Genomic DNA, 23,946 nt, shown 5'->3' with positions numbered 1-23,946 from the left:
AATTCACGTCTGTCTCTCCGGCCGTCGCAAAGTTCGCGCCCTCGGGCGCCGTCCTCCTGATCGTCGGACGAAACGGCCGATGACATGCACTCCGGAAGGTGTGAGGTATCTCCAGGACGTGAGCTTCCCCATATCCAGGCCGCACGGTGACGCGTATGCGCAGGTCAGCGGCTCGGGGACCGGGCGCCGCCGGGGGCCGGCCGTCACCTCTCCGGGGAGCGGCCGGTCCGCGGGACGGGTCTGGGATCGTGTCCTGGCGGAGCCGCCGACCGGGTCGACGGGGTCGATGGCGAGCAGCACGGCGAGGAGGCACGGGGTGGTCGCTGGTCGCCGCCGGCCGGGACGTCCGGAGCGGTCCAGGGATTCCGAGCCGGTGCACCTCGCGGAGCCGGACGAGCGGGAGGCGTACCGCATCCTCGACTTCGCCCTGCGGACCGGCGAGATCCTGCTGTCGGGAGGCGCGGGCGCCGTCGACGTGACGGCGACGACCATCGCCCTCGCGCAGGCGTGCGGTCTGCGGAGCGTGGTGTCGGAGGTGACGTTCACCTCGATCACGCTCTCCTACGTGCGGGCGCCCGACGTCGCGCCGGTGACCAGCGTGCGTCTGGTGCAGCAGCGGACACCGGACTACACGCGGGTCACCGAGATCCACAACCTCGTCGACGACCTGGTGGAGCAGCGGATCACGCCGGCCACGGCGATGGCCCGGCTGGACGAGGTGGCGCACCGCCGGCACCCGTACCCACGGTGGGTGGTGACGGCCTTCCGGGCTCTGCTGGCGGCGGCTGTGGCGGGCCTGCTCGGAGCCGGCGTGCTCGTGACCGGCATCGCCTTCGCCACCACCGTGGTCGTCGATCGTGCGACCGGGGCGCTCTCGGCACGTCGGCTGCCGGACTTCTACGCGAACGCGGTGGGCGCGGCGATCGCCACCACGGTCGCCGTGGCCGTCATGGTCGCGGACCTCGATGTCCGGCCGTCCCTCATCGTCGCCAGTGGGATCGTGCTGCTGCTGCCCGGCGTCACGTTGGTCGGCTCGGTGCAGGACGCGATCAGCGGGTTCCTGCTGACCGCGAGCGCCCGGGCGTTCGAGGTCTTCGTGCTGACGGCCGGCATCATCAGCGGGGTCGCCGCGGTCCTGTCGGTCGCCGACCGGTTCGGGGTCGCGCTGACCGTGACGACACAGCCGGCCGGCCAGTTGGGTGATGTGCCCGTCCAGGCACTCGCCGCCACGGTGGCCGCGGCTGCGGCGGCCGGGGCGAGCTACGCACCCCGACGCGCCCTGCCGATCGCCGGGCTGGCCGGGCTCCTGGCCTGGGGGCGTTCCGAGCACTCGGCGAGGCCGGGTTCGACCCGGCGCTGTCCGCCGGAGGGGCGGCGGTGCTGCTCGGCGCGGGCGCCTACGTGTTCGCCCACCACCAGAAGGCGCCGACGCTGATCTACATCGCGGCCGGGATCATCCCGCTGCTCCCCGGCCTCACCATCTACCGCGGCATGCTCTTCCTGGCGGACGGGAACACCGGCGCCGGGCTGCTGCTGCTCAGCGAGGCGACGACGATCGGCCTCGCGCTCGCCGCGGGCGTCATCCTGGGCCAGTTCCTCGCCCAGCCGGCGCAGCGGGAGCTGCGGCGCTCCGAGCGACGCCTGGTCGGCCCGCGCCTGGCCGGGCCGCTGCGCACCCGCCGGGGCCGGTAGCAGCAGCGTCAGGCCAGCGACACGCCGTCCAGATAGCGCCACCGGCCGTGCTCGCGGGCGAAGCGGCTGTGCTCGTGCTGAGCGCCCGTCCGTCCGTCCACCACGTGGTGCGCGCGGAACTCGACGGTGCCCTCGGAGCTCAGCAGGGTGCCGCCGGTCGTGGCCAGCACGTCCAGGCCGGTCCAGCGCAGCCCGACGTCGAGCTCCAGGCGCTCCGGCCGTGTGCTGGAGTGCCAGGTGGCGAGCAGGTAGTCGGGCAGACCGAGCGCGAAGGCGCTGTACCGGGAGCGCATGAGCTGCTCGGCTGTCGCCGGGGTGCCCGATCCGTCGTGGAAGCGGCCGCAGCACTCGGCGAGCGGGAGGCCACTGCCGCAGGGGCAGCGTCGGGAGGGCACGAGCCCAGTCTCCGGGATGGCAGAAATCCTTCGCGAGCAGGCATTCCTGCCACTGGCCCGACGTCCGGTCCCGGCGCAGGGTGGAGGAGTCGGATCCGACGGCCGAACGGAGGAGGTGGGGATGTGGGCACCCTGATCGTCCTGCTGCTGTGCGTGCTGGTCCTCCGCGCCCTGGCGGCGCACCGGCCCGACCGGTCGGCGTCCGGATCGGTGCTCGTGGTGGTCCGGGGGTGGATGACCGACGTGGTGGACGGCGCCCGCACCCTGGCGCGCCTGGACGCGGCCCGCCGGAGGGGTCTCGACCGCCCGCCCTGGGTCTGACGGCGTCGGCACGGACCTCCCTGCACGGCGGGTCAGGGGAAGTGCCCGGACCGGCCGGAGGTGGGTGCCATGATCGGCGGCGGTGGGCCGGATGTGCCGGCCCCGGACCGGGCGGGGACAGGGATGCCGGAGCGCACCGCGCCCTCCAGGGCGTCGGGACCGGTCGTGGTCGCGTTCTCCGGGCTGGTGCTCGCCGGGTGCACCGGCGACGGGCCGACCGAGGCCATCCGCTCGTACGAGGTCGACATCGTCGCCGGGCGCGACGGCTCGCTCGTCGTCGAGGAGACGATCGACTACGACTTCGCCGGCGAGGAGCGGCACGGGATCGTCCGCGTCCTGCCGGACCGCGCCCCGTACGAGCAGACCCGCGACCGGCGCTACCCGGTCAGCGACATCGCCGTGGAGAGCCCGACCGGCGCACCGGCCGAGACCGAGGTGACCGGCGAGGACGGCGCCCTGACCATCCGGGTGGGCGATCCCGACGAGGAGATCAGCGGACGGCACACCTACGTGCTCACCTACCGGGTGGCCGCCGTCGTCGACCCGGGGAACGACACCGACGTCGTGACGTGGAACGCCGTCGGCACCGGCTGGGAGGTGCCGATCGACGACGTCGAGGTGCACCTGTCCGGCCCCGCGAGTGCGCTCGATGCCGACTGCGCGGCCGGGGCGGAGGGCGAGCAGGGATCCTGCCGGACCGAGGAGTCGCCCGACGGGTCCGTGCGCTACGGCGCCGGAGATCTGGGCCCCGGGGAGGGCGTGACGGTCAGCGCGTCCTTCCCGTCCGGGACGTTCCCGGGTGCCCGGCCGATCTACGAGGAGACCTTCAGCCCGGCCCAGGCCTTCCGCGCCACGCCCGCGACGCTCGGGCTGGCGCTCGCCGGTCTGCTCGCCCTCGTCGCCCCCGTTCTCCTGCGCCTCCGCCGCGGTCGGCCGGCCAGGTACGCCGGGCCGGTGCCGCCGCAGTTCACCCCGCCGCACGACGGGCGTCCGGCGCAGCTGGGCACCCTGCTGGACGGCTACGCCCAGCGGCACGAGGTGACGGCGACCCTGCTCGACCTCGCCGTCCGTGGCTTCCTGCGCATCGAGGAGGTCGCGGACGCCGACGGCGGGACCGCGCAGGACTGGCGACTGGTGCGCGGGGCGGCTCCGTCCGGGCTGCGGCCCTACGAGCAGCGGGTGCTCGACGCCTTCTTCGCCGACGGGGACGAGGTCGTGCTCTCGGACCTGCAGGACCGGTTCGGCGCGATCGAGTCCGACGGCTGCGCCGCGATGTACGCCGACGTCGTGCAGCTGGGCTGGTTCCACGAGGACCCGGCCGCCATCCGCCGCCGCTGGTACGGCGTCGGCGGAGCGGTGCTGGTGGCGGGGGTGCTGCTCACCGTGATCCTGGCGCTCACCTCCACATGGGCGCTGGCCGGCGTCGGCGTCGTCCTGGCCGGGATCGTCGTCCTCGCCCTCGCCGGGCGGATGCCGCAGCGCACCGCCTCCGGAAGGGCGGTGCGCGAGCAGGTGGTGGCCTTCCGCGACCACCTGGCCGCCGCCGATCCGCGCTGGCTCGCCGAGCAGGGCCGGGTGGACGACGTCGCCTCGGCCGCCCGCGCCGACCCGCGCATCCGCTACCTGCCGCACGCTGTGGCCCTGGGCGTCGCCGAGGAGTGGACCGAGCGGGTCGCATCGGTCGGTGGGCCCGCCCCCGACTGGTACGTGCCGGCCTCCCGGAACGCGACGGTGTGGCCGGCACTGCTGGTGTTCTCGTCCTCGAGCAACCCGGCGCTCGTGCCGCCCGCGTCTGCGAGCAGCGGGGGCTCCACCTACGTCGGCGGCGGAGCCGGGGCGGTGGCGGCGGCAGCTGGTGACCCGCCCGGGAGGCGGTCAGGCGATCCGCCGCGCGCCGGTGTAGCTGCCCATGGAGTCGATGGCCGCCGTCCTGACCGGCACGCCGGCGGTCGAGGCGTGCACCATCTGCCCGTTGCCGATGTAGATGCCGACGTGGCTGACGGGACTGTAGAAGAACAGCAGGTCGCCCGGCTGGAGGGCCGACCGGGACACCGGGGTGCCCATGGTCGACTGCATCCGGCTGGAGTGCGGCAGGTCGATCCCCGCCGCCGCGTAGGCGTACTGGACCAGGCCGGAGCAGTCGAACGCGTCCGGACCCGCGGCGGCCCACACGTAGGGGTCGCCCACCTGGGCCATGGCCGTGTCGACGGCGGTGCGCGCAGCGCCGCTACCGCCGCCCGCGACGGGGGCCGGAGCTGCGGCCGGCGCGGGCGCCGGGGCCGGGGCGGGGGCTGGGGCGGGGGCCGGAGCGGGGGCCGGAGCAGGAGCCGGTGCCTCGGGTCGGGCGGTGCCGGCGCGGGGCGCGGCGGGCTGCTCCGCCGCCGCCTGCTCGGAGGCAGCCTGCGCGGCGGCCGCCTGCTCGGCCGCGTGCCGCTCGGCCTCGGCGCGGGCCGCCCGCTGTTCCTCGGCGGTCAGCCGCTCGTACTGGGCCTGGTACACCGCGATCTGCGTGTCGAGCCGCTCCCGCTGCACCGACACCCGGTCGACCTGCTCCTGCGCCCGGGCCGCGGCCTGCACGGCCTCGGCCTTCGCCCGCTCGGCCGCCTCGTCGGCCGCCTCGGCGACGCCGAGCACGCCGTTGTTGTGGTCGGCGATCGACTGGAGGAGGGCGACCCGGCCGAGCAGCTCGGTGGGGAGCCGCTGGTGACCAACGCCTGGAGCGTGCCGAGGCGATCGCCGGTGTAGGCGCTGCGTGCCACGGTCCTGATCCGCTCGCGGGACGCGGCGAGTGCCTCCTCGGCGGCGGCGAGCTCCGCGCCGGCGAGGTCGGAGGCCTCCTGGCTGGCCTTCAGCCGCTCGCGCGTCTCGTTGAACTCCTCGGTGAGGACCTCGAGGTCGTGCGCCCGCTCGGCGACGAGCGCTGCTGCCTCCTGCGACGTGGTGGGGTCCGGATCCGCCGACGCGGGCAGCGACGTCAGGACGACGCCACCGGCGGCGAGGAGCGCGACCACGGTGCGGCGGCTGCGGGCGGACGAGCGGGGACGGGCAGGGTCGAGCGGACTCGCCATGTTCGGCGGGTGGTCCCTTCTTCCACGGCCGCCTACCGGGTTAGCTGACGGGTTCGGGCGGAAGGCGCCCGGCCCCGGCGGTCCATTCCAGTCGCAGCAGACCGTCGGGAGCTTCACCCCGGACGTGCGTTGGTTCCCCGGTCCGGGTGCCGGCGCGGAGGCACCGGCGATGGTTCGGCGGCGCCTGGACGGCGGTCGCCGGGAGGCGACGGGGGAACCGTTCGGACCGGGCCCACGCTAGGTCGGTCCGGATGGTTCGACCAGCGGATCGGACGAATCCGTCCCGATCTTCGCCGTGCCCGCGCGTGCCGGTCACGAAAGGTCACGGGCGCGCCGGGGGACCGCCGGGGACGAGCCGGATCTGCGTGGGGCAGCATCGGCGGCATGTCGACGACGGGCGCCCGTGAGCCGGGCTGGGTGCAGGACGTCATCTGGTGGCACGTCTATCCGCTGGGCTTCGTCGGCGCCGAGCGGTCGGCGGCACCCGATCGACCGGTCGTCCACCGGCTCGACCACCTCGCCGGCTGGCTGGACCACGCCGTCGAGCTCGGCGCGTCCGGTCTCGCCCTGGGCCCCGTCTTCGCCTCCGAGACGCACGGGTACGACACCATCGACCATCTCCGGGTCGATCCCCGGCTGGGGACGGCGGCGACCTCGACGCGCTGATCGCCGCGTGCCGGGAGCGCGGCCTCAGGGTGCTGCTCGACGGGGTCTTCAACCACGTGGGGCGCGGGCACCCCGCCTTCCGCGCCGTGCTCGAGCAGGGCCCGTCCGCGCCCACCGCGTCATGGTTCCGGCTGCGCTGGCCGCAAGGCGACTGGGCCCCGGGACGGAACCTGCGTACGACGACTTCGAGGGGCACTCGGCGCTCGTCGCGCTCGATCACGACGAGCCGGCGGTCGCGGACCACGTCGTCGAGGTGATGTGCCACTGGCTCGATCGCGGGGTCGACGGCTGGCGGCTGGACGCCGCCTACGCCGTCCCGACGTCGTTCTGGGCGGGCGTCGCCGACCGCGTGCGCGAGCGTCATCCCGACGCCTACCTGATGGGCGAGGTCATCCACGGCGACTACACCGGCTTCGTGGCCGGGTCGCACCTGGACGCCGTCACCCAGTACGAGCTGTGGAAGGCCGTCTGGAGCTCGCTGAACGACGCCAACTTCTTCGAGCTCGATGCGGCGCTCACCCGGCACGGCGGCTTCCTCGACGCGTTCGTGCCCTAGACGTTCCTCGGCAACCACGACGTCACCCGCATCGCCAGCCGGCTCACCGACGAGCGGCACCTCGCGCATGCTCTCGTCGTGCTGCTCACCACGGGCGGGACGCCCGCCGTCTACGCCGGCGACGAGCACGCCTTCCGCGGTATCAAGGAGGACCGGGCGGGCGGGGACGACGCCGTCCGCCCGCGGTTCCCCGTCTCGCCGGCGGAGCTCTCGCCGTTGGGCCTGCCCACCTACGCCCTGCACCAGGAGCTGGTCGGACTGCGCCGCCGGCACCGGTGGCTGCACACTGCACGGACGACGACGCTGCACCTGACCAACGAGGAGCTGGTCTACGAGGCGGTGGGCGACGGCGGGCGCCTCGTCGTCGCGCTGTCGGTGCGGGAGGCGCCGGTCGAGGTGCCCGCCCCGGGCGCCGGCGAGGTGCTGGTCGGGGAGGCCTCCGTGGCCGGGGACCGGGCGCGGCTGCCCGCCTCCGGCTGGGCGGTCCTGGCGGGCTGATGGCGCAGGACAAGCCGCTGCCCGACGTCATCGCGCCGGACCTCGACGTGCTGTTCTGCGGGATCAACCCTCGCTGCTGTCGGCCGAGCGCGGGCACCACTTCGCCCGGCCCGGAAACCGGTTCTGGCCGGCGATCCACCTGGCCGGCTTCACCCCCGGCTCTTCACGCCGGACGAGGACCGCGCGCTGCCCGCGCACGGGCTCGGCATCACCAACGTCGTCGCCCGACCCACGCGGGCGGCGGCCGAGCTGACCACCGACGAGCTGATCGAGGGCGCAGCTACCCTGGCGGAGCTGGTCACGGAGTACCGGCCCCGGGCGCTGGCCGTCCTGGGGATCACCGCCTGGCGGGCCGGCTTCGATCGTCCGAAGGCCGTCATGGGCCTCCAGCCGGAGCGGATCGGCGGTGCCACCACCTGGGTGGTGCCGAACCCGAGCGGCCTGAACGCCCACTTCCAGGTGGCCGACCTGGCCCGCCTCTACGGCCGGCTGCGGCCCCGATCCGACGTCGAGCCCTCAGACGAGGACGATCTCGACCCCTGACTTCTCCAGCGCATCCAGGGTCTCGCGGTCCGCGTCGTCGTCGGTGATGAGGACGTCGACATCCTCCGGTGCGGCGAAGCGGACGAGGGTCTCCCGCTCGAGCTTGCTGGAGTCGGCGAGGACGACCACGCGCTGCCCTGCGCTCACCATCGCCCGTTTCACCAGCGCCTCGTCCTCGTCCGGCGTGGTGAAGCCGTAGCTGCTGGTGATGCCGTTGGTGCCCATGAACGCCACGTCCACCCGGAGATTGCCCAGCGTGCGGACGCCGGCCTCACCGACAGCGCACTGGGTCACACCGCGCACCCGGCCGCCCAGCATGTGCACCGTGATGCCCGGCGCGGTCGCGAGCCGAGCCGCGATCGGGACGGCGTTCGTCACGGTCAGCAGCTTCCGGTCGGTCGGCAGCAGCTCGGCGAGGGCGGCGGTGGTCGTCCCGCCGTCCAGGATGATGCTGCCGTTCAGGCCCGGCAGGAAGTCCAGCGCCGCAGCCGCGATCCGCGCCTTCTGCTCGGCGAGCCGGCCCGTCCGCTCGCCCAGCCCGAGCTCGACGAGCGCCACCGCGTTCACCGGCACGGCGCCGCCGTGGACGCGACGGAGCATGCCGGCGCGCTCCAGGACCGCGAGGTCGCGCCGGACCGTCTCGGTCGTCACACCGAACTGCTCCGCGGTCGTCGTCACGCTCAAACGGCCGCGCTGACCCACCAGCTGCGCGATCGCCTGCTGTCGTTCCTCCGGATACACGGAGCCTCCCTCTGGTGCGGTTCGATGCCCGGTTCTGTGGGCCGCTGTCGTGCTTCTGTGGCTTCGCGTGGGATTCCGTTGACAAAGCTACCTCGATAGGTGACGCTGGTCACGTTGCGATGACCTGCGCCACACGATCCCCACAACGGAGTGCGTACCAGCTCGGTGTGGACCTCTCGTGGCTCCGGGTCGACCTCGGCCGGAGAGCCGTGCGCAACCCGGGTGTCCATCCGTCCCATCGGGAGGAAAGCCAGTGAGCGCATCAACGACAGCACCTGCGGGGCGCTCGGGCGCCAGGGTCGCGGTGCAGAAGGTCGGCACGTTCCTGTCCGGGATGATCATGCCGAACATCGCGGCCTTCATCGCCTGGGGCATCATCACGGCGCTGTTCATCGCGGACGGCCCGTTCCCCGTGGGCGGTATCGGCGGCTTCGGCGAGAACGACGCGGGTGAGCCGAACATCGGCCTCGTCGGTCCGATGATCCGGTTCATGCTCCCGCTGCTCATCGCGGCGCAGGGCGGGCGGATGGTCTACGGCGTGCGCGGCGCCGTGGTCGCCGTCGTGGCGACCATGGGTGTCATCGTCAGCACCGACCAGCCGATGTTCCTGGGCGCGCTCATCATGGCCCCACTCGCGGCGTGGGTGATGAAGCAGATCGACAAGCTCTGGGACGGCAAGATCAAGCCCGGCTTCGAGATGCTGGTGAACAACTTCTCTGCCGGCATCGTCGCCGCCGCGCTCGCCGTCGCCGGCTTCTTCGCCTTCGGACCGGTGATCGAGGCGATCTCGCGGGGCCTGGGCAACGGGGTGGACTGGCTCGTCGACAACGGGGTGCTGCCCTCGCCAGCATCATCATCGAGCCGGCCAAGGTGCTGTTCCTCAACAACGCCATCAACCACGGCGTGCTGACCCCGCTCGGCGTCGAGCAGGCCGCGGAGACCGGCAAGTCGATCCTGTTCCTGCTCGAGGCGAACCCCGGCCCCGGACTCGGTGTGCTGCTCGCCTACATGCTGTTCGGCAAGGGGTGGCCCGGGCCACGGCGCCGGGCGCGGCGATCATCCACTTCTTCGGCGGCATCCACGAGATCTACTTCCCGTTCGTGCTGATGAAGCCGGTCCTGCTCCTCGGCGCCATCGCCGGCGGCATGGTGGGCATCGGCACCCTCGTCGTCTTCGACGCCGGTCTGCGGGCGCCGGCCGCGCCGGGCTCGATCATCGCGGTGCTGGCGCAGACCCCGGGCGACAGCTTCGTGGGCGTGATCCTTTCCGTGGTGCTGGCCGCCGCGACCTCGTTCGTCGTCTGCGCGCTCCTGCTGAAGGTGAGTCGCGACAAGGACGGCGACCTCGCGGAGGCGACGGCTGAGATGGAGGCCCTGAAGGGTCGCAAGAGCTCCGTCGCCGGATCGCTCACGACGACCGAGGCAGCGGCCGGGGACGAGGTGGAGGCATCGGGTGTCGCGCCCCGCGACGCCGCGGCCCGCACCCCGATCCACCGCATCGCCTTCGCCTGCGACGCCGGCATGGGTTCCAGCGCGATGGGCGCCTCGGTACTCCGCAACAAGATCAAGAAGGCGGGCTTCGGGGATGTCGACGTGCAGAACGTGGCGATCGCCAACCTGACCGACGACGTCGACCTGGTCGTGACGCACCAGGACCTGACACCCCGGGCGCAGAGCATGTCGCCGTCGGCGCAGCACGTGTCGGTGGACAACTTCATGAACAGTCCGCAGTACGACGAGATCGTCGAGCAGCTGAGGACGACCAACACCCAGGGCGCGTCGTCCACGCGCTGACCCGACCCGGCCGGCCGGCACCGCCCTTCAGCGTGCCGGCCGGCCGCCTTCAGCTCCCGAGGAGACCCATGAGCGACGTACTCACCCAGACCCAGGTCAAGGTCCCGGGGAGGCCAGGAGCAAGGACGACGCCATCCGGGAGGCGGGGCAGGTCCTGGTCGACGCCGGGGCGGTGACACCGGCCTACGTGGACGCCATGTTCGAGCGCGAGAAGTCGGTCTCCACCTACATGGGCAACTTCCTCGCCATCCCGCACGGTACGAACGAGGCCAAGGACGCCATCGGCCGGTCGGCGATCTCCGTCGTGCGGTACGACGCGCCCATCGACTGGGACGGCAACGAGGTGCGCTTCGCCGTCGGGATCGCCGGCGTCGACAACGGGCACCTGGAGATCCTCGGGAAGATCGCCATCGTCTTCTCCGACTCCGACGAGGTCGACAAGCTGCTCGCCGCCTCCTCGGCCGACGAGCTGTACGACCTGCTCCAAGCCGTCAACGACGACTGAGTGCAGGCGTCGGTCGACACCTGCACATCGCACGGACCATCGACAGGCCCGCGCTGCTCGCGGCCGGGATGACAGAAAGGTGAGCCCATGAAGGTGCTGCGCTTCTACGCGCCGAAGGACGTCCGGATCGAGGAGGTCCCCGAGCCGGAGTGCGGCCCCGACGAGGTGAAGCTCCGGGTGCGCAACTGCTCGACCTGCGGCACCGACGTGAAGATCGTCAACAACGGGCACCAGAACATCACCCCACCGCGGATCATGGGCCACGAGGTCGCCGGCGAGGTCGTCGAGGTCGGGGCGGACGTCAGCGGCTGGTCCGTGGGCGACCGCGCCCAGGTGATCGCCGCCGTTCCGTGCGGCGAGTGCTACGAGTGCCGCCGCGGGTGGATGGCCGTCTGCCAGAACCAGACGTCCGTCGGCTACCAGTACGAGGGCGGGTTCGCCGAGTACCTGATCGTGCCCCGGCAGGTGCTCAAGGTCGACGGGCTCAACCGGATCCCGGACAACATCGGCTTCGACGAGGCCTCCGTCGCCGAGCCCTTCGCCTGCGCGATCAACGCCCAGGAGCTGATCTCCGTGGCCGACGGGGACACCGTCGTCGTCTTCGGGGCCGGGCCGATCGGCTGCATCCACATCCGCCTGGCCCGTGCCAACGGTGCGAGCAGGGTCTTCCTCATCGACGTGAACGCCGAGCGGCTGAAGATGTCCGCCGACGCGGTCCGGCCGGACGAGGTCATCAACGGCGCCGAGGTCGACGTCGTGGAGCGGGTCCTGGAGCTGACCGACGGGCGGGGCGCCGACGTCGTCATCACCGCGACGGCGGCGAACGTCGCCCAGGAGCAGGCGATCCGGATGGCGGCGCGGCGGGGGCGGATCTCGTTCTTCGGGGGCTGCCCAAGACCAACCCCTACATCCAGTGCGACTCCAACCTGGTCCACTACCGGGAGCTGATGATCATGGGGGCCAACGGGTCCGCCCCGAGCACAACAAGCGCGCGCTGGAGTACATCTCGACCGGCCGGGTGCCCGTCAAGGACCTGATCACCGCACGCCTGCCCCTCGAGCGGGCGCTGGAGGCCTTCGACATCGTCGCCAAGGGCGAGGCCATCAAGGTCACCGTCGAACCCTGAGCCGATCGGTTGCCATGCGCAACTCCGGGTAGCCCCGACCCGGAACGTGGTCGGGGAAGGGTCTCGGTGTCAGCAACGCAGCATCGGTCGCACGTGCACGCCCGCGAGGCAGTCGACGACCGCCCGGACCCACGGCGGTGGAAGGCACTGTCCGTCTGCCTCGTCGGCGGCTTCATGGTGCTGCTCGACGTCTCGATCGTGAACGTCGCACTGCCGTCGATCCGCGACGGGCTGCAGGCGTCGGAGAGCGAGCTCCAGTGGGTGGTCTCGGGCTACGCGCTCACCTTCGGCCTCCTGCTCGTCCCGGCGGGCCGGGTCGGTGACGTCCGCGGCCGCCGAACCATGTTCGTGATCGCGCTGGCGCTGTTCTCGCTCGCCTCGCTGGCCTGCGGGCTGGCGCCCACCAGCCTGGCCCTGGTCATCGCCCGGCTCGTGCAGGGCCTGGCCGGTGGTCTGCTCACCCCGCAGATCAGCGCGCTGATCCAGCAGCTGTTCAGCGGCCGGGAACGGGGATCGCCTTCGGTCTCTTCGGCACGATCATCGGGGTGTCGACGGCGGTCGGGCCGTTGCTCGGCGGTGCGCTCATCGCGCTGTTCGGCCCGGACGAGGGCTGGCGCTGGGTGTTCTTCATCAACCTGCCGATCGGGCTGGCCGCGATCCCGCTGGCCTGGCGGCTGCTGCCGAAGCCGGATCCCTCGGGGAGCGGCACGACTACGACCCGCTGGGCGTCGTCCTGCTGGGGGCCGGGATCGTCGCCCTCCTGCTGCCGCTGGTGCAGGAACGGCAGTGGCAGGGGTCGGCGAAGTGGCTGCTGGTCCCCGTCGCCGCGCTGCTGCTCGCGGCGTTCGTGGCCTGGGAGATCCGCTACGCCCGGCGCGGCAAGGAGCCGCTGGTCGATCTCGTGCTCTTCCGGCTGCGCTCGTTCTCGTTCGGCTCGGCGATGATCACGTTGTTCTTCGCCGGCTTCACCCCGCTGTTCTTCGTCTTCACCCTCTTCCTGCAGACCGGCCTGGGCTACAGCGCGCTGGAGGCCGGCATCGCGATCACGCCGTTCGCCGTCGGTTCGGCCGTCGGAGCTGCGTTCGGCGGTCGCATCGTGGACCGCTTCGGGCGCACCCTCGTCGCCGGCGGGTTGTCGATGGTGGTCATCGGCTTCGTCGGCGTCGTGGTCGCGGTGTGGCTGGTCCCCGAGCGTGGCACGGGCTGGGCGACGCTGGCGCCCCTGCTGATCGGCGGGGTCGGAGCCGGGCTGGTCATCTCGCCGAACCAGGCGCTGACGCTCTCGCAGGTGCCGGTCGCGCGCGCCGGCACCGCCGGCGGCCTGCTGCAGGTGGGCCAGCGGATCGGGGCGGCGGTGGGCATCGCCGCGGTGGGCTCGGTCTTCTTCGCCCGGGTGGCCGCGACGGAGGGCGACTTCGCCAGCGCCTTCGACCACGGGATGCTCGTCGCCACCGGTTTCGTCGTCGCCGCGCTGGTGGTCGCGGTCGTCGACGTGGTCCTCGACCGGCGGATCCACCGGCGTGCGACGGTCGGTCAGCCGGGGTCCGTCGCCACCTCGTAGAAGGACATCACCGGCTCACCGTCCACCAGCCCGGGCGCCACCCGGAGGAACTCCTGCGTGTGGTCGTGGGTCATGTGCTCGTCCAGCGCGGCCCTGTCCGCCCACACTTCAATGCTGAGGATGCGGTCCTCGGCCTCCACGTCGGCCGCGAAGGAGTACGCCAGGCAACCTCGGTCGGTGCGGGTGGCGGCGGCAACGCCTCGGGCGGCGTCGAGCAGCTCGTCGCGACGCCCGGGCGCAGCCGTGGCGCTGCCGAGGACGATCAGCACGGGCTCAGCCCTCGATCAGCGCGAGCTGCTTGTTGATCTCGCGCGGGTTGGAGTCGCCCGCCATCTTCTGCAGGAACGGCGTGTGGTCGAAGACGAAGTCGCGGATCGGCCGCAGCGGCGCCGGGGCGTGGTGGAAGACCTTGCCGAGCATCCAGGCCATCTGGACCTGTTTCGCGGTGTGCGGCTTGCGCGGGTCCTCGTAGCTCTGCAGCGCGCGCTGGACGGCGGCGGGGTCGGCCAGGTCGACCCCGCGCAGGGCCACCCCGAGGAAGTAGCCGTCCTCGATCGACATGCCGGCCCCGTACGCGGCGTACGGCGACGTGGGGTGGGCGGCGTCGCCGACCAGGGTTGCGCGACCCTTCGACCACTGCTTCAGCGCCGGCCGGTCGCGCAGCACCCAGCGCTGAACGTTCTGCGGCTCGGTCGCCGCGATGAGCCCCGGCAGCGGGGCCGGGAATCCGGCGGCCAGCCCGGTCGCCGCCGCCTTGAGGTCGGCCGGTGCCGGGGCGTCCGGGTCGGTCGAGGTGAGTACCCACCACTGGTGGCCGTCGCGCCCCTTGTTGCGGATCGACGTCCAGCTTCCCTGGACGGTCCGGCTGTGCGTGAGGACGCACTTGTTCGGCACGGTGCCGGCGACGTCTTCGAAGGTGAACCCGCCGAAGATGTGCAGCCGGTGCTCGCGCTTGGGCGCATCGCCCCACAGGGTCCGGCGGACCAGCGAGTCGATGCCGTCCGCGCCCACCAGGACGTCGTGCTCGGCGGTCGTGCCGTCGGCGAAGTGCAGGGTCACCGCGCGGTCGTCCTGCTCGATCCGGTCGACCTGCTGACCGAACCGGATCGTCCCGGCAGGGATCGCGGCGAGCATGCGCTCGTAGAGCTCCGGACGGAGCAGCCCGATGAACCCCCGCCGAAGGCCGCCTTCACGTCCTCGTCGAGCTTCACGTCCACACGGACCTTGCCGCGCATGTTGCGGAACTCCGAGTGGGTGGGGAGCCGAGGTCGTCGGTGTCCACGCCCAGCGCGCGCAGTGCCTTCAGCGGTGGTGGCCAGAGGTTGAGGATGTTCCCGGCCGGGCGGGCCTCGCGGTAGCGCTCGTAGACGACGACGTCGTGGCCGGCCCTGAGCGCGCCGAGGGCGGCGGCCATGCCGGCGGGACCGGCACCCAGGACGGCGACACGGCCAGGCTTGACGGCGGGGGCAGAAGTCATGAAGCACCTCGACGGAGTGATCGGAAACCGTAGTAAGCACTACTGTTAGCCGAGAACTGTAGTACCCGTCACGTTGCTGTCAAGCAGCCTTGATCGCGGGCCGCGACAGGAGAGGATCAGTTGGTGAGCGATGTCGACGCCGCGGTGCCGCCCGGCCTGCAGGTCCGCCCGCCCAAGCAGCGACGTAGCCGCGAAGCCTGGGAGCGGGTCCTCGACGCGGGCGTCACGATCCTCGAGGACGGCGGCTACGACGCCTTCACCATCGCGGCGGTGTGCCAGCGGGCGCACGTGGCGCCCCCGGCCATCTACGCCCGCACCACCAGCAAGGACGCGCTGTTCCTCGCCGTCTACGAGCACGGCATCGGGCGCTTGCGGGCCGAGCAGGACGTGTTCGCGGACGACGGTCGCTGGGTGGACCTGGTGCCCGCGGACCTGGTGCGCGCGGCGGTCGGCGAGATGGTCGCCATCTCTCTGCGGCACGAGCGCTTCCTGCGCTCCGTCGTCCTGATCTCGGCCGCGCATCCCGAGGTGCGCGAGCGTGGCTCCCGGTACAGCAAGGAACTCGGGGAGCGGTTCGGGCAGGTGGTGCTGCGGGTGGCCGAGAGCGTCACCCACCCGGACGCCGAACTGGCGATCCGCTCCTGCTTCGGCACCGTCTTCTCGGCGTCCATCATCCGCGTGGCGTACGGCCCCGCCTTCGCGACGTCGCAGCCGGTCGACGACGACGCGTTCGTCGCCGATCTCGGGGAGATGGCCGTCCGCTACCTGCTCGGCGACTTCGCCGGCTGATGCCCGGGGGTCGGGGACGCAGCCCGTACTTCCCGGATCCGCCCATCGATCGACCAGAACTGTCAGTGGTCGCACGTATGTTCGATCCGTGCAGCAGACGGTGGACGCCTCTCCGGTGGAGGAGTTGTTGGCGGGCTGGCTGGCGGTCCAGCCGGAGCCGGTGTCGGCTCTGCCTGCCCGTCTGCTGGATGACGAGCGGGTCGCCGAGGAACTCGGTCGCATCCAGCGCAACCGGGCGCGGGAAGCCGCGCGGGAGGCGGAGCTGATCCTGCGGCTGGCGGAGCTGCGGCCCGATGGGGAGGATCCGGCGCCGGGAACGCCGGGGGCGCGGCGCGGCTGGCGCAGGACCGATCCGGAGTTCGCCGGGGTGAGCGAGTTCTTCCCCGACGAGGTCGCGCACGCGATCAATCTGGGCCGGGGGACGGCGGCGGTGCGGGCGCGGCGGGCGTTCACGTGGCGGGACAGGTTGCCGGCGACGTTCGCCGCGCTGGCCCGAGGGGAGATCGACGAGCGGCGGGCCTCGGCGCTGGCCGATGCGCTGCAGCACAGCCCGCCGGGGGTGGCCGGCGCGGTGGAGGGGTGCTGCTGCCGGGGGCCGGTGACCTGTCGGTGGCCCGGCTGCGGGCGCGAGCGCTGGAGCTGCTGGCCGAACTGGACGCCGACGCGGTCAGGCAGCGGCACGAGGAGGCGCAGCGGGCCGCCGACGTGCGCTGCGCCGATGCCGGTGACGGCATGGCCACCCTGTCCACCGACCTGCCCGTGGCCGAGGCCGCGGCCTGCTACGACGTGATCGACCAACTGGCCGCGATGGCCAAGGCCGACGGCGACCCGCGGCCGATCGGGGCCATCCGGGCGGCGATCCACGCCATGCTCATCCTGCGCCCAGCCGACTCCGGCCTGCCCGGGGTGACGGTGAACCTGGCCGTGTCCGCCGCCCTGGAGGGGTTGGCGGGCACCTCGACCCGCGGCGGGGAGGTCAACGGGCTCGGTCTCAGCGCCGCCCAGCTGCGCGACCTGCTGCGCCGGGTGGGCGCCCTGGGCCTGCAGACCCCCGAGGGCGGGACGCTGACGTTCGCGCTCACCGACCCCAACGGCCGTCTGCTCGCGACCCTCAGCGCAGCGGAGCTGGCCCGGCTGGCCGCGAGAGGCTGCCCCGACCACCCAGCCGACACCGACCACCCCGCCGACACCGACCACCCCGCCGACGCGGACCATCCAGCCGACGCGGAGTGCAGTTGCGCGGTAACCGGGATGCCACCGCCGACCGGTTCCTACGAGCCCACCTCGGCGCAGCGGCGGTTCGTGAAGACCCGTGACCGTCGTTGCCGGTTCCCCAACTGCGGGCAGCGCGTCGGCTGGGCCGACCTCGACCACGTAGTCGCGCACGCCCGGGGCGGCGCCACGACCTGCTCGAACCTGTGCTGCGCCTGCCGATCCCACCACCGGCTGAAGACCTTCGCCCGCGGCTGGACCTTCCGCATGGACCCCGACGGCACCCTGTACGTCACCAGCCCGTCCGGGATCACCCGCACCACCCGACCACCCGGCCTGCGGCCACCTGAACCCGAACCACCGCAGGACCAGCCGGCCGACGACCCTGCACCGTTCTGACCACCGCGACATGACGCGTCGACTCGACCGCATGTCGACGTGCCGACATGCGGTCGAGTCGACGAACGGTCGCGGCCCGCGAGCAATGGGCCGAGACGATCAGTTCACGACGTGCAGCTGGTCCATCCACCTGACCTGCCACACGTGACCGTCCGGATCGGCGAAGCTGCCGGTGTAGGTCGAGTCGTCGTCCGTGGCCGGAAGCCGAGTCCCGCCCGCAGCGAGCGCCTTCGCGACCATGTCGTCGACCTCCGGCCGGTCTTCGACGATCAGACAGTGGACCACTGTCGGACCGGCTGCCTGATCGCCGACGTCGACGGGAAACGACTCGCGCGTCAGCAGCGTCACCACGATGTTGTCGTCGACGACCACCGCGGCGGTGTGCCCGTCCGAGGAGTGTTCGTTGATGCCGAAGCCGAGGGCCTCGTAGAAGGCCCTCGACGTCAGCACATCGCGCACCGGCAGCGTCACGAAGAGCATGGGCACGGCGGTCAGCCCTTCCGGCTCAGCTCGGCGAAGGTGTCGGCCACCCAATCGGCGACGAAGGTGCTCACGTGAGGGAGGTGGTCGAGACCGATGTGCTCGGTCGCGCCCTCCTCGGGGGTGAACACGCGGAGCTCCCGCTTCGGTGAGTTGACCGCCTGGTCGTAGGAGCGGTGCGCGTACTCCAGCGGGATCTGCCGGTCGTTCGCGCCGTGGGCGATGAGGAACGGCACGGTGATCTTCTCGACGACGCCGTCGAGGTGGATGTCGTCGGCGAAGTCGAGGAACGCGTCGAGGTTGTTCTCGTCGCCGTCCTGGCCCCACACCCAGAGGACGTGCGACCAGTAGTGGGGGACCGGGCGCTCGCCCTCGCGCTCCTTGCGACGACGCTGCACCGCGCCCCAGTTGTGGTTGGCCCCCAGGCCACGCAGAGCGCGAACCGCTTCTCGAAGGCGGCCGCGCGCGGGCGTAGTAGCCGCCGAGCGACCAGCCGACGATGCCGATGCGGGAGGCGTCGACGTCGGCGCGGGTCTCCAGCCAGTCCACGGCAGCACCGGCCCAGACTTCGGTGTCGATCCGGGCTGTGATGCCCTGCAGGCGGAGCGCCTCACCGGTGCCGGGCTGGTCGAGCATCAGGCAGGAGATGCCGCGGGCGGCCAGCTCCTCCCAGTGGTTGGAGGCGTACATGTGCTCCTTGGTGGAGTCCAGACCGTTGACCAGGACGATCACCGGCGCGGGGCCGTCGTCCGTGGCCGGCGCGGCGCTGAAGTACGCCGGCAGCGTCGTGCCTTCGTAGGGGATCTCGACGCGCGAGACCCGGGGGCTGTGCGTGTCGAAGGCCTTCTGCGCGATCTCCAGCATCCGCCGGTAGGTGGGCACCCGGTTCGGGTCGGAGTGGGCCAGCATCCGCTCGGCCTGGGCCAGGTAGTTGCTGGCGCGGAAGTACAGCTGCCCGGCGGTGCGGGTGTGCCCTGCCTTCTCCGCGTCCTCGGCCTGGCCGACGAGCTGGTCGGTCAGCGCGGTCCAGGCGCGCAGGAACTCGGGCGTCCTGGCGTCCTCGCCGGCGTTCGCGGCGTCCTTGATCGGCCGGCAGGCGCGGTCGACCTCGTCGATGAGCCCGCCGGAGTTCAGCGTCGCGACGACGCCGAGGTTCCAGGTGTAGGGGCCGGTGGGGAAGTACTCGAACACGGTGGTTCCTCTCGGTGGTTCCTAGGAGGCGCGGAGGGCGTCGCTGATCGACTTCACGCCGCCGTGGGCGGTCATGCCGCCGTCGACGGGGATCTCCGCGCCGGAGATGAAGGAGGCCTCGTCGCTGACGAGGAACAGCACCAGCGGCGCCACCTCGTCGACGGTGCCGGTTCGGCCGAGCGGGGTCTCCGCCACGTTGGCGTCCCGGAAGGCGGGCGCGGCCGAGGCGGTCATCGGGGTCTCGATGTAACCCGGGTGCACGGTGTTGACCCGGATTCCGCGCGGCCCCAGTTCCAGGCACGCCGCCTTCGCCAGGCCGCGGAGCGCCCACTTGCTCGCGGTGTAGGCGACTGGGAAGTGCCCGGTGAGCGCCGCCACCGACCCGCCGGCCCTCCTGCAGGGGCCCGACGCGAGCGTGCGAGCGGTGGGGGCAGGAGGGTCCTTTCACCGGCGACGTTGACCTCGCTCACCCGTGCCAGGTCGGCGGCGCCCAGCTCGTCCAACCGGGCGCGCCAGGTGATCCCAGCGTTGGCGACCAGTCCGTGGACGACGCCGAAGCGGGCGCGCAGGTCCTGCGAGAGCAGTCCCCAGCCGGTGGCGTCGGTGACGTCCAGCTGCCGGTACTCGACGCCGGCCAGCTCCTCGGCCGGCTCGGGATCGAGGTCGCAGCCGAACACCGTGGCGTCCTCGGCGGCGAGCAGCCTCGCCTCGGCCGCCCCCTGCCCCTGGCCGGCCCCGGTGACCACGACGACCTTGCCCGCCACCCGCCCGATGACCTTCCCTCCACGCTCACGAGCGCTTGCGCGTCCGCGGTCGTGGGCGAGCGGGTGCCACGGGCGGCAGGTCGAGGCCGGGAACGATGCGGTTGCGGATGGTGCCGATGCCCTCGACGGTCATCTCGACGACGTCCCCGGGCCGCAGCGGGGAGGAGCCTGATCGCCACGGCGTCCCCACAGCTCGGCGAGGCAGCCGCCGTTGCCGCAGGTGCCGGAGCCGAGGACGTCGCCGGCGCGCACCTCGGTGCCGCGGGAGGCGTAGGAGATCAGCTCCTCGAACGGCCAGCCCATGTTCGACAGCAGGTCCTGGCCGACCTCGACGTCGTTGACCGAGACGCGCATGTCCAAGGTCAGGAAGCCCTCCTCGTCCCGGTAGGGCTCGAGCTCGTCGGCGGTCACCAGCCACGGGCCGAGGGTGGAAGCGGAGTCCTTGCCCTTGGCCGGGCCGAGCTTGACCGCCATCTCGCGGAACTGGAGGTCACGTGCCGACCAGTCGTTGAGGATGGTGTAGCCGAAGACGTGGTCCCGGGCCTGCTCGGGGGTCAGGGAGGCCCCGTCCCTGCCGACGACGACGGCGACCTCGAGCTCGAAGTCGAACCGCTGCGACCCCGGGGGCACCGGGACGTCGTCGAATGCGCCGACGAGCGCGTACGGGTTGGTGAAGTAGAACGTCGGCGCCTGGTACCACTCCGGCGCGACCGGCTCGCCACTCGGCGCCACCATGCCTTCGACGTGCTCCTCGAAGGCGACGAAGTCGCGGACGGTCGGGGCCTGCAGCGGCGGCAGCAGCCGGACCGAATCCAGCGGGACGGCGGGCCCTCGAGCGCGGCGGTTCCGGCCTCGAGCGCCCCCCGGCGCGCACGAGGTCGAGGACGGTGCGGTCGTCGGGGAGTGCGTGCAGGCCTGCGGCTGATGCCACACCGGCCTGCACGCGGCCGCCCGCCTCCCAGGTGGCGAACCGCATCAGACGGGAGGAGCGACGAAGAGACCCTTGTCCGGGTCGTTGAAGGACTTCTGCGCGACGAACTCGTTCATCGCGTTCGCCGTGCCCCACTGGTCGCTGACCTCGGGGTCGCTGATGTCGTACAGGTGCGGGTGCCAGGTGTCCTCGTCCAGGGTCTCCAGCTCGGTCGTGTACTCGACGGTGTTGCCGTGCGGGTCGAGGAAGTAGCTGAAGGTGTTGTTGCCCGCCAGGTGCCGGCCCGGGCCCCAGACCTTCTCGACGCCCGCGCGCAGCAGGCGGCCGGTGCCGCGCATGTACTCGTCGAGGCCGCGCATCTCGAAGGAGGCGTGGTGCAGCGAGGCGTGCGGGCCGCGGGCGATGGCCATGCTGTGGTGCCAGGCGTTGGTGCGCAGGAACCACATCATGTTGCCCATCCGCGGGTGCATGAGCGTGTCCGACAGGGAGAAGCTCAGGTACTTGTCGTAGAACGCGACGGTGCCCTCGGGGTCGGTCGAGTTGATCACGACGTGGGAGAGGCGGACGGGGATCGACTCGCCCTCCTCGATCGTGCGGTGCTGGCGCACCTCGACGTCCGAGCTGACCTCGATGGTGCGGCCCTCGTTGTCGAAGAACCGGAAGCCGTAGCCGCCACCGGGGGTGTGCAGGTCGGTCGGCTCGTGCACCAGCTGGACGCCGTCGGCCGCCAGCTGACCGGCCAGGGTGTCGACGTCGGCGCGGTTCGCGGCGCCGAACGAGATCAGGTCGATCCGCTTGTCGGTGGCCTCGCGCAGCCGCACGATGTACTGCTCCGGGGACCCCTCTGCGGCCAGGAACGCCAGCCCCGTGTCGGTGTGCTCGGGGCCAGGCCCCAGATGCCGGAGTAGAAGTCGAGCTGCGTGGCGAAGTCCGGCACGGCGAGGTCGACGTGCCGCAGGTGGGTGATCAGGCGCTGGGTCATGGTTCTGTCTCCGGCTTCAGGCGGGCTGGCTGGTGAGCATGGCGATCGAGCGCATCATCGAAGGGATGTCCCCTGGACGTGGTCGAGCTGCCACTGGGCGAGCTGGTTGGACGCGTCGACGACGGTCTTCGCGCGCTGGTACCGGCGCGCCATGAAGGCGTCCCACAGGTCTTGGTCGAGGGCGTCCCGCTCGACCAGCAGCTCGGCGAGGACGACGGCGTCCTCCAGGGCCATGGCGCCGCCCTGGGCGATCGTGGGCGGGCAGGTGTGCGCGGCGTCGCCGATGAGCACGACCCGGCCGCGGTTCCACGGCTCGTCGAGGAGGTGGGTCTCGAACCACGTGTAGTTCACCCGCGACGGGTCGGTGAGCGTCTCGCGGATCTCGTCCCATGGGCCGTGGTAGGCCTGCGACAGCTCCTTCATCACCGCCAGCTGCTCGTCGGGTGAGAGGGCGCTGCGGTCCTGGGCGTCCTCGACGATGTAGGCGTAGAGCGAGTCCTCACCGGTGGGGCAGTAGCCGGCGATGTACGACGGTCCGCCGTAGTAGAGGTCGGTGCGGGTCACGGACGCCGGACGAGGCCCGAAGGCGCGCCAGATCCCCATGCCGACGGACTTCGTCTCCAGGTTCACGCCGACGGCCCGCCGCGTCCACGAGCGGATGCCGTCCGCCCCACGACGAGGTCGTACCGGACGCGCCGAGCTTCGCTCGCCGATGTGCCGACGTGGTCGGAGAACGTCACGTCGACGCCGTCGGCGTCCTGCTGGAGCTCGTTGTGCGTCGTCCCGAAGCGGACCTTGACGCCGACCTCCGTGGCCCGGTCGACCAGGATCCGGGCCAGCTCCCGCCGCGGCATGCCCATGGCGGCGGGCAGGTCCGGCCCACCGGTCTTGGCGTCGGGGATCTCGGCGACGACGGTGCCGTGCGGATCCGGGGCGCGGATGCCGGTGACGTCGAAGGCGTAACCCGCGGCCTGCACCTGGTCCCACACCCCGAGGGAGCGGAACTCGCGCAGGGCGTTGCCCTGCAGCGTGATGCCGGAGCCGAGCGCGGCGACGTCGGGCTTGATCTCCACGAGGTCCACGGCGACGCCGGCCTTCGCGAGGTGGATCGCGGTCGCGGCGCCGGCGAGGCCGCCCCCACGACGAGGACGGTGTTCACAGCGGGCATGGCGGGACTCCTTCGTCCTACTTGACGGCGATCGGGTTGACCGGGGAGCCCACGGCGCCGGTCACGGGAAGGGGCGCGGCGGTGAGCCAGAAGTCGTAGCGGCCGTCCTCGGCGCAGTCGGCGGCCAGCGCGTCGAGGTCCCACATCTCGCCGATGAACAAGCCGATGTTCGGGATGGCGACCTGGTGCAGGGGCTGGAAGGCGACGTCGAACTCGTTGGGCCGGACCTCGAAGCCCCAGGTGTCGGTGGCGATGCCGGCGATCTCGGTGCCGTGCAGCCAGCCGGCAGTGGTGAAGGACAGGCCCGGGGCGTCGCCGCCGGCGTAGTCGCCCCAGCCGCGCCCCTCCGCGATGTCGCGGCGGGCCCGGGTGAGGCGCCCGGTCCGGACGACGACGAGATCGCCGCGCCCGACCCGGGAGGACTCGCCCTGGGCGGCGATCGTCGCCTCGAGGTGCTGATGAGTGATGGCGAAGCCGTCGGGCAGCTCGCCGTCGGTGCCGACGGCCCGGCCGACGTCGAGCAGCACGCCGCGGCCGGCGATCAGCGAGGCCACGGTCTCGATGCCGGTGACCGAGTCGCCGAGGCTGGTGACGACGTCGCCCGCGCGGCGGCCGTTCCAGGCGAAGCCGTGGTCGAAGATGTGCCCGAGGCCGTCCCACTGCGTGGAGCACTGCAGGGGCATGGCGATGACGTCGTCGGCGCCGCCGATGCCGTGCGGGAACCCCTGGACGCCGCGCTCGGCGTCGGTACCGGTGTCGGTCATCGTGTGCACGGGGTTGGTCCGGCGGCGCCAGCCCTTCTGCGGGCCGTCGGTGTCGAACGACTGCGACAGCGAGAAGCTCGCCCCGCGCCGGACCAGTGCCGCGCCCTCGACCCGCTTCGCGTCGTCGAGGAAGTTCATGGTGCCGAGGACGTCGTCGGCACCCCAGCGGCCCCAGTTCGAGCAGCGCTTCGCGGCGGCCGCGATGGCGCCCTCGGGGTCGGTGCGGTCGAGGTCGTCGGGGGACTGGTGCACGATCCCGACAGTGGTCCAGCCCACAGGGGTGAGGGAAGACCGAATGCCTGATGACGGGCATAACTCGGGTCG

Annotated in this window: 27 protein-coding genes, 5 pseudogenes and 1 riboswitch; of the genes and pseudogenes, 18 read left to right on the top strand and 14 right to left on the bottom strand. The window is 72.3% G+C overall.

Annotation, left to right across the window (positions count from 1 at the left end; genetic code table 11):
* The first annotated feature begins 373 nt into the window (after positions 1–373).
* A complete protein-coding gene (locus U6N30_RS15395; RefSeq protein WP_324277961.1) occupies positions 374–1,435 on the top strand; it encodes a threonine/serine exporter family protein in 1,062 nt (353 codons plus the stop codon).
* Positions 1,378–1,692 (top strand): threonine/serine exporter family protein, encoded by a 315-nt coding sequence (locus U6N30_RS15390; protein WP_324277960.1) that lies wholly within the window; start codon positions 1,378–1,380, stop codon positions 1,690–1,692. Before U6N30_RS15395 ends, U6N30_RS15390 begins: the two co-directional genes overlap by 58 nt.
* An 8-nt stretch (positions 1,693–1,700) precedes the next feature.
* Here U6N30_RS15390 and U6N30_RS15385 read toward each other — a convergent pair whose 3' ends face one another.
* Entirely contained in the window at positions 1,701–2,087 is a 387-nt protein-coding gene (locus U6N30_RS15385) for a YchJ family protein (RefSeq protein WP_324277959.1), read from the bottom strand.
* Between the two features lie 123 nt (positions 2,088–2,210).
* On the opposite strand from U6N30_RS15385, the gene U6N30_RS15380 reads away from it, so the two are divergent.
* On the top strand, positions 2,211–2,408 hold the full coding sequence (locus U6N30_RS15380; RefSeq protein ID WP_324277958.1) for a hypothetical protein: 198 nt from the start codon (positions 2,211–2,213) through the stop codon (positions 2,406–2,408).
* A 69-nt stretch (positions 2,409–2,477) separates the two neighbouring features.
* Positions 2,478–4,064 (top strand): annotated as a pseudogene (locus tag U6N30_RS15375) (DUF2207 domain-containing protein); the annotation flags it as partial.
* A gap of 219 nt (positions 4,065–4,283) precedes the next feature.
* Here the strand turns inward: U6N30_RS15375 and U6N30_RS15370 are convergent.
* The gene (locus U6N30_RS15370) at positions 4,284–4,604 is read right to left on the bottom strand and encodes a C40 family peptidase (RefSeq protein WP_324278323.1); all 321 of its coding nucleotides are present in this window, start codon (positions 4,602–4,604) and stop codon (positions 4,284–4,286) included.
* An 886-nt stretch (positions 4,605–5,490) separates the two neighbouring features.
* Positions 5,491–5,641: riboswitch (cyclic di-AMP (ydaO/yuaA leader) on the bottom strand.
* 219 nt (positions 5,642–5,860) lie between these two features.
* Between U6N30_RS15370 and U6N30_RS15365 the strand changes: the two genes are divergently transcribed.
* From U6N30_RS15365 to U6N30_RS15350, 4 genes and pseudogenes are all read left to right on the top strand, one after another.
* Positions 5,861–6,142, top strand: coding sequence for an alpha-amylase family protein (locus U6N30_RS15365; RefSeq protein ID WP_324277957.1), 282 nt, complete (start codon positions 5,861–5,863; stop codon positions 6,140–6,142).
* Between the two features lie 29 nt (positions 6,143–6,171).
* The gene (locus U6N30_RS35445; protein WP_479690608.1) at positions 6,172–6,399 is read left to right on the top strand and encodes a hypothetical protein; all 228 of its coding nucleotides are present in this window, start codon (positions 6,172–6,174) and stop codon (positions 6,397–6,399) included.
* Positions 6,399–7,196: pseudogene (locus U6N30_RS35440) on the top strand (alpha-amylase family glycosyl hydrolase). The gene U6N30_RS35445 and the pseudogene U6N30_RS35440 overlap by 1 nt, the downstream one beginning before the upstream one ends.
* Before the next feature lie 123 nt (positions 7,197–7,319).
* On the top strand, positions 7,320–7,739 hold the full coding sequence (locus tag U6N30_RS15350) for a mismatch-specific DNA-glycosylase (RefSeq protein ID WP_324278321.1): 420 nt from the start codon (positions 7,320–7,322) through the stop codon (positions 7,737–7,739).
* On the opposite strand, the gene U6N30_RS15345 is transcribed toward U6N30_RS15350, so the two are convergent.
* Complete coding sequence (locus tag U6N30_RS15345) at positions 7,713–8,480, bottom strand: DeoR/GlpR family DNA-binding transcription regulator (protein WP_324277955.1); 768 nt, start codon at positions 8,478–8,480, stop codon at positions 7,713–7,715. The two genes, U6N30_RS15350 and U6N30_RS15345, sit on opposite strands and share 27 nt — an antisense overlap.
* 304 nt (positions 8,481–8,784) lie before the next feature.
* On the opposite strand from U6N30_RS15345, the gene U6N30_RS15340 reads away from it, so the two are divergent.
* The 8 genes and pseudogenes from U6N30_RS15340 to U6N30_RS15300 all read left to right on the top strand — a co-directional run bounded on the left by U6N30_RS15340 (position 8,785) and on the right by U6N30_RS15300 (position 13,465).
* Complete coding sequence (locus U6N30_RS15340; protein ID WP_324277954.1) at positions 8,785–9,390, top strand: PTS transporter subunit EIIC; 606 nt, start codon at positions 8,785–8,787, stop codon at positions 9,388–9,390.
* Entirely contained in the window at positions 9,351–9,587 is a 237-nt protein-coding gene (locus U6N30_RS15335; protein WP_324277953.1) for a hypothetical protein, read from the top strand. Before U6N30_RS15340 ends, U6N30_RS15335 begins: the two co-directional genes overlap by 40 nt.
* Complete coding sequence (locus U6N30_RS15330) at positions 9,506–10,273, top strand: PTS sugar transporter subunit IIBC family protein (protein WP_324277952.1); 768 nt, start codon at positions 9,506–9,508, stop codon at positions 10,271–10,273. The genes U6N30_RS15335 and U6N30_RS15330 overlap by 82 nt, the downstream gene beginning before the upstream one ends.
* Positions 10,274–10,406: 133 nt before the next feature.
* Complete coding sequence (locus U6N30_RS15325; RefSeq protein WP_422678116.1) at positions 10,407–10,778, top strand: PTS mannitol transporter subunit IIA; 372 nt, start codon at positions 10,407–10,409, stop codon at positions 10,776–10,778.
* Positions 10,779–10,865: 87 nt separating this feature from the next.
* Complete coding sequence (locus U6N30_RS15320) at positions 10,866–11,726, top strand: alcohol dehydrogenase catalytic domain-containing protein (protein WP_324277951.1); 861 nt, start codon at positions 10,866–10,868, stop codon at positions 11,724–11,726.
* On the top strand, positions 11,692–11,904 hold the full coding sequence (locus tag U6N30_RS15315; protein ID WP_324278691.1) for a hypothetical protein: 213 nt from the start codon (positions 11,692–11,694) through the stop codon (positions 11,902–11,904). The genes U6N30_RS15320 and U6N30_RS15315 overlap by 35 nt, the downstream gene beginning before the upstream one ends.
* A gap of 174 nt (positions 11,905–12,078) precedes the next feature.
* Positions 12,079–12,554 (top strand): annotated as a pseudogene (locus U6N30_RS33920) (MFS transporter); the annotation flags it as partial.
* A gap of 122 nt (positions 12,555–12,676) precedes the next feature.
* Complete coding sequence (locus U6N30_RS15300) at positions 12,677–13,465, top strand: MFS transporter (RefSeq protein ID WP_422678074.1); 789 nt, start codon at positions 12,677–12,679, stop codon at positions 13,463–13,465.
* Here the strand turns inward: U6N30_RS15300 and U6N30_RS15295 are convergent.
* The 3 genes from U6N30_RS15295 to U6N30_RS15285 form a co-directional block, all read right to left on the bottom strand.
* Positions 13,438–13,734, bottom strand: coding sequence for a putative quinol monooxygenase (locus U6N30_RS15295; protein WP_324277948.1), 297 nt, complete (start codon positions 13,732–13,734; stop codon positions 13,438–13,440). The two genes, U6N30_RS15300 and U6N30_RS15295, sit on opposite strands and share 28 nt — an antisense overlap.
* A 4-nt stretch (positions 13,735–13,738) precedes the next feature.
* Complete coding sequence (locus U6N30_RS15290) at positions 13,739–14,599, bottom strand: FAD-dependent oxidoreductase (protein WP_324277947.1); 861 nt, start codon at positions 14,597–14,599, stop codon at positions 13,739–13,741.
* A gap of 73 nt (positions 14,600–14,672) precedes the next feature.
* On the bottom strand, positions 14,673–14,942 hold the full coding sequence (locus tag U6N30_RS15285; RefSeq protein WP_324277946.1) for an FAD-dependent oxidoreductase: 270 nt from the start codon (positions 14,940–14,942) through the stop codon (positions 14,673–14,675).
* A gap of 123 nt (positions 14,943–15,065) precedes the next feature.
* Between U6N30_RS15285 and U6N30_RS15280 the strand changes: the two genes are divergently transcribed.
* Together U6N30_RS15280 and U6N30_RS15270 are read left to right on the top strand one after the other, a co-directional pair.
* Positions 15,066–15,731 carry a TetR/AcrR family transcriptional regulator gene (locus tag U6N30_RS15280; protein WP_324277945.1) on the top strand — a complete coding sequence of 222 codons (666 nt, stop codon included), beginning with the start codon at positions 15,066–15,068 and terminating at the stop codon, positions 15,729–15,731.
* A gap of 453 nt (positions 15,732–16,184) precedes the next feature.
* Positions 16,185–17,342 (top strand): HNH endonuclease, encoded by a 1,158-nt coding sequence (locus U6N30_RS15270; protein ID WP_422678073.1) that lies wholly within the window; start codon positions 16,185–16,187, stop codon positions 17,340–17,342.
* A 99-nt stretch (positions 17,343–17,441) separates the two neighbouring features.
* Here the strand turns inward: U6N30_RS15270 and U6N30_RS15265 are convergent, their stop codons facing one another.
* From U6N30_RS15265 to U6N30_RS15235, 8 genes and pseudogenes are all read right to left on the bottom strand, one after another.
* A complete protein-coding gene (locus U6N30_RS15265; protein ID WP_324277942.1) occupies positions 17,442–19,013 on the bottom strand; it encodes a VOC family protein in 1,572 nt (523 codons plus the stop codon).
* A gap of 21 nt (positions 19,014–19,034) precedes the next feature.
* On the bottom strand, positions 19,035–19,391 hold the full coding sequence (locus U6N30_RS15260) for an SDR family NAD(P)-dependent oxidoreductase (protein ID WP_324277941.1): 357 nt from the start codon (positions 19,389–19,391) through the stop codon (positions 19,035–19,037).
* Between the two features lie 80 nt (positions 19,392–19,471).
* Positions 19,472–19,759, bottom strand: a pseudogene (locus tag U6N30_RS33915) (SDR family NAD(P)-dependent oxidoreductase); the annotation flags it as partial.
* Between the two features lie 147 nt (positions 19,760–19,906).
* On the bottom strand, positions 19,907–20,512 hold the full coding sequence (locus tag U6N30_RS15255; RefSeq protein WP_324277940.1) for a fumarylacetoacetate hydrolase family protein: 606 nt from the start codon (positions 20,510–20,512) through the stop codon (positions 19,907–19,909).
* Between the two features lie 240 nt (positions 20,513–20,752).
* Positions 20,753–21,529, bottom strand: a complete 777-nt coding sequence (locus U6N30_RS15250) for a VOC family protein (protein ID WP_324277939.1) — start codon at positions 21,527–21,529, stop codon at positions 20,753–20,755.
* Positions 21,490–21,690 carry a VOC family protein gene (locus U6N30_RS15245; RefSeq protein ID WP_324277938.1) on the bottom strand — a complete coding sequence of 67 codons (201 nt, stop codon included), beginning with the start codon at positions 21,688–21,690 and terminating at the stop codon, positions 21,490–21,492. Before U6N30_RS15245 ends, U6N30_RS15250 begins: the two co-directional genes overlap by 40 nt.
* 54 nt (positions 21,691–21,744) lie before the next feature.
* Positions 21,745–22,772 (bottom strand): annotated as a pseudogene (locus U6N30_RS15240) (FAD-dependent monooxygenase).
* 103 nt (positions 22,773–22,875) lie between these two features.
* On the bottom strand, positions 22,876–23,874 hold the full coding sequence (locus U6N30_RS15235; RefSeq protein ID WP_324277937.1) for a cyclase family protein: 999 nt from the start codon (positions 23,872–23,874) through the stop codon (positions 22,876–22,878).
* Between the last annotated feature and the right edge of the window lie 72 nt (positions 23,875–23,946).

It is taken from the genome of Blastococcus brunescens, from assembly GCF_035320885.1.
Lineage (GTDB): Bacteria > Actinomycetota > Actinomycetes > Mycobacteriales > Geodermatophilaceae > Blastococcus_B > Blastococcus_B brunescens.
This window is presented reverse-complemented; position numbering and strand designations above follow the sequence as displayed.

Excerpts from the sequence above, each read along its gene's own strand:
- U6N30_RS15370 (WP_324278323.1), bottom strand. The coding sequence starts at position 4,604 with ATGGCCCAGGTGGGCGACCCCTACGTGTGGGCCGCCGCGGGTCCGGAC.
- U6N30_RS15365 (WP_324277957.1), top strand. The coding sequence starts at position 5,861 with ATGTCGACGACGGGCGCCCGTGAGCCGGGCTGGGTGCAGGACGTCATC.
- U6N30_RS15320 (WP_324277951.1), top strand. The coding sequence starts at position 10,866 with ATGAAGGTGCTGCGCTTCTACGCGCCGAAGGACGTCCGGATCGAGGAG.
- U6N30_RS15290 (WP_324277947.1), bottom strand. The coding sequence starts at position 14,599 with ATGCTCGCCGCGATCCCTGCCGGGACGATCCGGTTCGGTCAGCAGGTC.
- U6N30_RS15285 (WP_324277946.1), bottom strand. The coding sequence starts at position 14,942 with ATGACTTCTGCCCCCGCCGTCAAGCCTGGCCGTGTCGCCGTCCTGGGT.
- U6N30_RS15255 (WP_324277940.1), bottom strand. The coding sequence starts at position 20,512 with ATGGTGGCGCCGAGTGGCGAGCCGGTCGCGCCGGAGTGGTACCAGGCG.
- U6N30_RS15245 (WP_324277938.1), bottom strand. The coding sequence starts at position 21,690 with ATGACCCAGCGCCTGATCACCCACCTGCGGCACGTCGACCTCGCCGTG.